Origin of the sequence: Halobacteriovorax sp., assembly GCF_041587335.1 — a bacterium.
GTDB lineage: Bacteria > Bdellovibrionota > Bacteriovoracia > Bacteriovoracales > Bacteriovoracaceae > Halobacteriovorax.
The window spans coordinates 1-5,754 of sequence record NZ_JBFGYP010000158.1 but is presented as its reverse complement, the minus strand read 5'-3'; the positions used below and the strand labels follow the sequence as shown (position 1 = coordinate 5,754).

Here is a 5,754-nt window from a genome sequence, read left to right as displayed (position 1 = left end):
ATACCCAACTTTCGCTGGAGATTTTGCTACAGCTTTTCTAACAGGAGTTAAAAACTCTGCTTCATCTGGTTTACCAACTGTTCTTCTTGTTACAGTAGTACTCGATGGAGCTTTAGTCGTCTCAGGCGCAGCTTCTTTTTTGTTTAAAAGACCACCACCCCAACTCTTAGGTTTACTTTCGCCTGAAGTATCTTCAGCTTTAGGCTCACTACTAAATTTCGAAGCTGGCTTTCTAGGTACTCCACTAGGAGCTCCAGCGGCCTGAGCTGCGCGAAGTCTTTCTTGGATATTTCGAGATGAGCTTCCTGCAGGTCTTGGACCTTTAGGGCTTGAAAATAATGGTCCATCCGCAGGAGCACTTGATGCCTGTGATTGAATATTATCTCTTTTTGCTTGTTTTGCGCGATTGCGCTCAATTGCTTTTCTTAAACGATCACTCGATGGATCGCCACCTGCAGCTGGTGCACTCTGAGCTCCCCTTTGATGGGAGTCGAACGAAAATTCCAATTTAAACATCCTGTTTAAAGTTTAGTATTCACAAAATAATCCTAATTTTGTGACAACATCCTGTTATTACTATTCTAATTGAAGAGAGCATTCTGCTCAAGGGTTATTATTAAGAATTTCCTCTATCGATAGCCAAAAGCCTCTTACAGCGGCTATTTCTTGTAGAAAAATAACTAACCTTTGCTGCTCCAGAGTCAATTCCGCTGGATCAAACTCAAAGTTAAATTCACCCTTTTCAAATATATCTTTAAAATTTAAAAAATTATCATCATTTAGTTTGGTAGGTTTAATTTCAAAACTCTTATCCGAAGTTGAGTACTCAGAAATTGAAAAAAGTCTTCGAAGTAATCCCTCGCACTTTAAGAATTTTAATGAAGCAATACCTCTATCACCAATTGGGCCTAATCTCATAAATTGTTGATCACGTTCAACAGATTGTGCCTTAAAGTAAACCTTCATTCCGTTATCATTATTCTCAAGCCACCAGCTAAAACCAGGGTCACTCAAGTTACAAACCATCTCTTCTTGAATTGGAAATCTTTTATTAATGATATACTCGGCAATCATCTCCGATTGCTCTATAGAAGCTGTTTCAAAGTAGTGAATACCTGACAACTCATCTCGGTCTCTAATTTTAAGCTTCTTCCAGCTACCATTTTCATCATTCATAACTCCATGAACAGAGTCATTAATATTATGACAAAGAACTCCTCTTACACAAAAAGTTGAGACTCCAGCATCAATCTTAAAGATGATTCCAGGACTTTGAGGAAATGGAGAATCATCTAGCTCTTCTTCCACTTCTTCATATATTTCTTGTGCTTCAAAGTTAATGTCGATTTCTTGAGGTAGTTTTACATCAAAAAATGCCTCATCATCACTTTCTAAGTCTTCAGTATCTGCAACTGATAATACTTCAGCTTCAACTATTTCATCTTCGATGACTTTTACTTCAACGATCTCAGACTGCTCTTGAGCTTTATACTCTTCTTGAATTTCTTGTGGATTTATTTCAGTGTTCGATTCGGGTAAATCTTTACCATCATTGATAAGGAATCCCTCTTCTCTTGAAAATTGAAAATTTTCATCAAAAAGTGATGGCTGACCAAAGTCTTCCGAGCCTTTTAAAGCTTCACTTAAGGCCATTGTTTCTTTTGCTAAAAAATCAATATCTATATTAGGCGAATCCATTCGACCCCTTTTTCATCCATGAAAAAAAGTAAACACATTAAAATTGTGAACTAAACGAATTAAAAAGACAAGCTTTTACCATAAAGCTTTTAGAACTGTCAGAATCACCACAACAATTAGCGGTGAAAAATCAAAAGGGAGATCATTAGGTAAATACCTTCTAATTGGCGCGCATGTGTAATTAGCAAGCTTATGGACTCTCTTTACCCAGATATTTCTTCTGTACTGAGGTAAGTACGACAGAATCACATCTACAAAGAGTAACAAAATATATAATTCAATAAGTGTTCTAATTAGACCCACAATTTTCTCCTACTAAAAATATATATCTTTTCTTGTAAATTTCAAGTCGCAATACGTTTAAGAAACATTTTCTTTTCTAATAATGTTGTACAAATACATGCGCCAAAATAAAAGAAAATCGTACTAAAATAAATCCAAATAATTCCAACGATAAGTGTATAGTAATCACCGTAGTTTTTAATTAAGTTATCCCTGATGTAAATAAAATATATCCAAAATAAATTCTTCCCAGCAATAATCAAAAAACTAAATATTAGAGAGGCAATAAATGATTGCTTCAAAGAAAGCTTCCACGAGAAGAACCATCTGTATAAGAATGCAAAAAATGCAGTAAAAATAACTCCATGAAACAAGTTTGATTTTATAATGTATGAAATTCCATAATTATAAGAAGAGAAGTATTCACTCACCTTTAATAGACTAGGAATATTTTTGGCAATAAAGTTTACAATAATGTTACTCGTAAAAAACTGACCTGAGTAATAAAATATCGTAGGTAAGAAAAAGAAGAGTGTTAATGAAAAGATAGTTACACCAATAACGAATATCCCCTTCAAGTGTTTAATTAATTTTAAATAACTTTTATCTTCTGTAATTAAATATAGTCCATTCCAAATAGAATTAAAAAATGAAAGTGATGAAACGAGTAAGATACCAAAATTAATTATGGTAAATTCACCTCTAGCAAAGAGAGGTCCTTTAACAATTTCTTGAATTTGTGAAAGGATTTCTGGAGCTACGTCTGGAAAAAAGCTTTCTACCAAATTAAAGATTTGAAGCTGAGTAGAATTAATGTCCCCGATAAAGAAACCAACAACTCTAATTAATAATAAAAAGAAAGGAACAACTGTTAATAAGATATAGAATGTGGATGATGATGCTAGAGTCGTTCCTCTTTTTTGTTGAAATAAGAGGAATGACTTTTTAAATAGATTATAAGTTTCTTTAATCATAGATAAACTATTCTACTTAAAAAATATCATTTGTGAGGAAAACTTAAGAGCCCTCCCAGATCCAGCTAAAAATCTGGGAGGGTAATGTTACAAAGACCTGGAGAATGTCAATGGATATGTAAGTCTTTGTAAATCAACATAACTCTTTATTATCAAATACTTAGACACGTATATTTGTGTTCTATATAATATTGATAAATCACTTTCGACTTTTTTGCAAAAGAATTAATAGCTAATTTGGTAAATGTTTATCACTTTGATGAAGCGTCGCGCATCAGGAATGTAATTCTAGGATGTTGAGAAAGTAGAGCTTTTCAGTTGTCTAATTTTGAGGTAGTGAATTCTTTTTATTTACTAGGTCACAGGCTATTTCATACTCTAATTTACAACTCATTCTTAAGTATTTACTAGCGGCCTCTGGGCTCTTCTCTTCTAGGTATAAATTATGGGTTACAAAGCAAGCTGCTCCATTCTCCTCATTCTCACAAAACCATGTATAAAGCTCTAGTTCATACCGAGTGTAAAGAACCGTGGTCATGAAAATGATAAAAATTCCTGTGGCCATTTTATAGTGATATTTCATAAATCCTCAAAAGAACGATAATTGATCGCCACAAATAATATCATCAAAACTCTTCTCAAAAATTCCTAACACGGAATCAGCTAAGGGCTTTATCTGTTTTTCAATATAGTGCTCATAATCGATGTTAGAATACTCTAATTCCGTAGGATATGGACCAGAGCTAGTCATAATATATTCAATACTCTTCATCCCCGACTGTCCAACCTTATCTTCTAAAATTTTTGCGGCCCTCACATGAGGAGGGATAGTTTTGGTGTACTCGGAAATCGATTTTGTTAGCCTTTTTCTATAAACAAGTAAATTATCAAATTCACCATTTTTAAGTCTATCAACGTAACCTTTTATGAAGTTCTCATAGTCCTCATTGTGAAAAATTTTTTCAAAAAGAGTGTATTGAAAATTCTTAGCAAGCTTCGTCCAATCAGATCTAACAAACTCCATTCCTGAAAAGTATAATTTGTCCTCACCTTCAGATTGAAGTAATCCAACGTACCTTTTCTTCGCTCCGCCTTCCCCGCCTCTGGCACTTGGAAGAAATAGCTTTTTAAATACCTTTTCAAATTCCATCTCTAGATGTGACTCTACACCAAACTTCACTTCTAACTTCTTCGTTAAAAATTCATTTGCTCTTCTTACTAACTCTGCTGAACGCTCTTTTATTTTATAAATATCTTCTTGTTTCAATTTAACGAATACTGAATCTGTGTCACCGTAAAGGACTTCATAGCCAAGCCCCTTAAAAAACTCAATGGATTCCAATAGTATCCACTGCCCAGTGCCTGTAATAGCAGTTGGAAGATCAGCATGATAAAAACGGCATCCAGGAGATCCCATGACGCCATAAAAAGAGTTCATTAAAATCTTTATTGCCATAGAAAGGTGAGAATCATTAATAGACTTCGCCTGAATTCTTTTTTCAAATAATTCAGTTATAAACTCAGGTAGAATATTTTCACTTCTAGAGAACTCATGACCTGTAGGTGTTCTTAGAGTATTTACATCACTCATAATTCTAGAATAAGGATCTATCTTAAAAGTTTTAATAATTGATGGGTAGAGACTTCTAAAATCTAGAACAATGACATTTTCATAGAGACCGGCCTTAGGCTCCATGACATACCCACCTGCCGCATGTGCATCTCTTTGTATATCTAAGACATTGGGAGCAACGAAACCTTTTCTATGAATGTGAGGTAAAAGGAAATGATCAAATGCACCTGTCGAAATTCCAACGCGATCAAGTTGAAGGCCTGAGATTCTAGACCTTGTTACGCTTAAGTCAATTAGTTCAGTCTTATTGTAAATATCACTAACAAGGGTACAGTCTAGTAAATTATACGTTGCCAATGACTCCTTATCTTCTTTGAATCTTCTTTCAATCTCTTCTACTTTACTAGAGCCAGTTGAACTAATATCTTTATTAGTCCCTAATAGTTCAGATGCTACAGTATCCAGTTTAAAGTTTTCAAAATTATAAAAAGATCCTCTTAATGTAGGAGGACCATCGAGGACTACTCGACCTGGTATTGAACAAGTATAAGTTCCACTCCTTCTTTGATGGATTTTTATTTTTTCTCCATCTCTACTAAAGTTAAAAGGAATTCCGTATTGAGTGAACTTCCTCTCTAAGAAATCAAGGTCAAAACCAATAACGTGCCATCCTATAATAATATCAGGGTCAAGCTGTAACACATTCTCCTTAAAAGCAATCAATACTTCTTTCTCACCTTTATAATATGTAAGTTCATCATTAACTTCTTTATTTTCTTCAGCGACCATAAAGACTTTCTTAAACTCTTTACCTTCTCCTAGTTGGTAATGAACACCAATGGAGTAAAGATCAAAGCCAAAGCTAGTCTCAATATCAAACGATAAAACTTTGAATTTTTCTTTATAGGTAGTTTTTTTGACTTGGGGATTAGTAAAAATCTTTAATTTTCCCCTATCATGACTTACACCTTGAATTTCCATATCTCCATTAATGAATCTCTCCATTAAGAAGCGCTCGTTAGGTCTTACATCAGACTCATAAGTCCTAATACCATTTTCAGTTAAAAAGTCTCTAGCTGCATACAGGTCAGACTGTTTAGAAAAGTAGAGTGCATCCACGGGTTGCTTAGAAAAACTCTTAAGGCCTATACTCTTTCTCTCTAAGAGTTTAGGTATCTTTAATGACTGATTCTTAGATTCAATAAAAAATACAGGGCGGAAGTTCGT

The 5,754-nt window shown here is 34.2% G+C and carries 6 protein-coding genes; all 6 read right to left on the bottom strand.

Annotated elements, in window-relative coordinates:
- Positions 1-507, bottom strand: a 507-nt coding sequence (locus ABX784_RS15050) for a hypothetical protein (RefSeq protein WP_372655884.1), incomplete at its 3' end; no start/stop codon positions are given.
- 96 nt (positions 508-603) lie between these two features.
- Positions 604-1,698, bottom strand: coding sequence for a hypothetical protein (locus ABX784_RS15045; protein WP_372655883.1), 1,095 nt, complete (start codon positions 1,696-1,698; stop codon positions 604-606).
- Between the two features lie 75 nt (positions 1,699-1,773).
- Entirely contained in the window at positions 1,774-2,001 is a 228-nt protein-coding gene (locus tag ABX784_RS15040) for a YggT family protein (RefSeq protein WP_372655882.1), read from the bottom strand.
- Between the two features lie 41 nt (positions 2,002-2,042).
- Positions 2,043-2,954 (bottom strand): YihY/virulence factor BrkB family protein, encoded by a 912-nt coding sequence (locus tag ABX784_RS15035; RefSeq protein WP_372655881.1) that lies wholly within the window; start codon positions 2,952-2,954, stop codon positions 2,043-2,045.
- A 322-nt stretch (positions 2,955-3,276) separates the two neighbouring features.
- Positions 3,277-3,537 (bottom strand): hypothetical protein, encoded by a 261-nt coding sequence (locus ABX784_RS15030; protein WP_372655880.1) that lies wholly within the window; start codon positions 3,535-3,537, stop codon positions 3,277-3,279.
- 6 nt (positions 3,538-3,543) lie between these two features.
- A partial coding sequence (locus ABX784_RS15025) for a DNA polymerase II (protein ID WP_372655879.1) occupies positions 3,544-5,754 on the bottom strand: 2,211 nt, incomplete at its 5' end.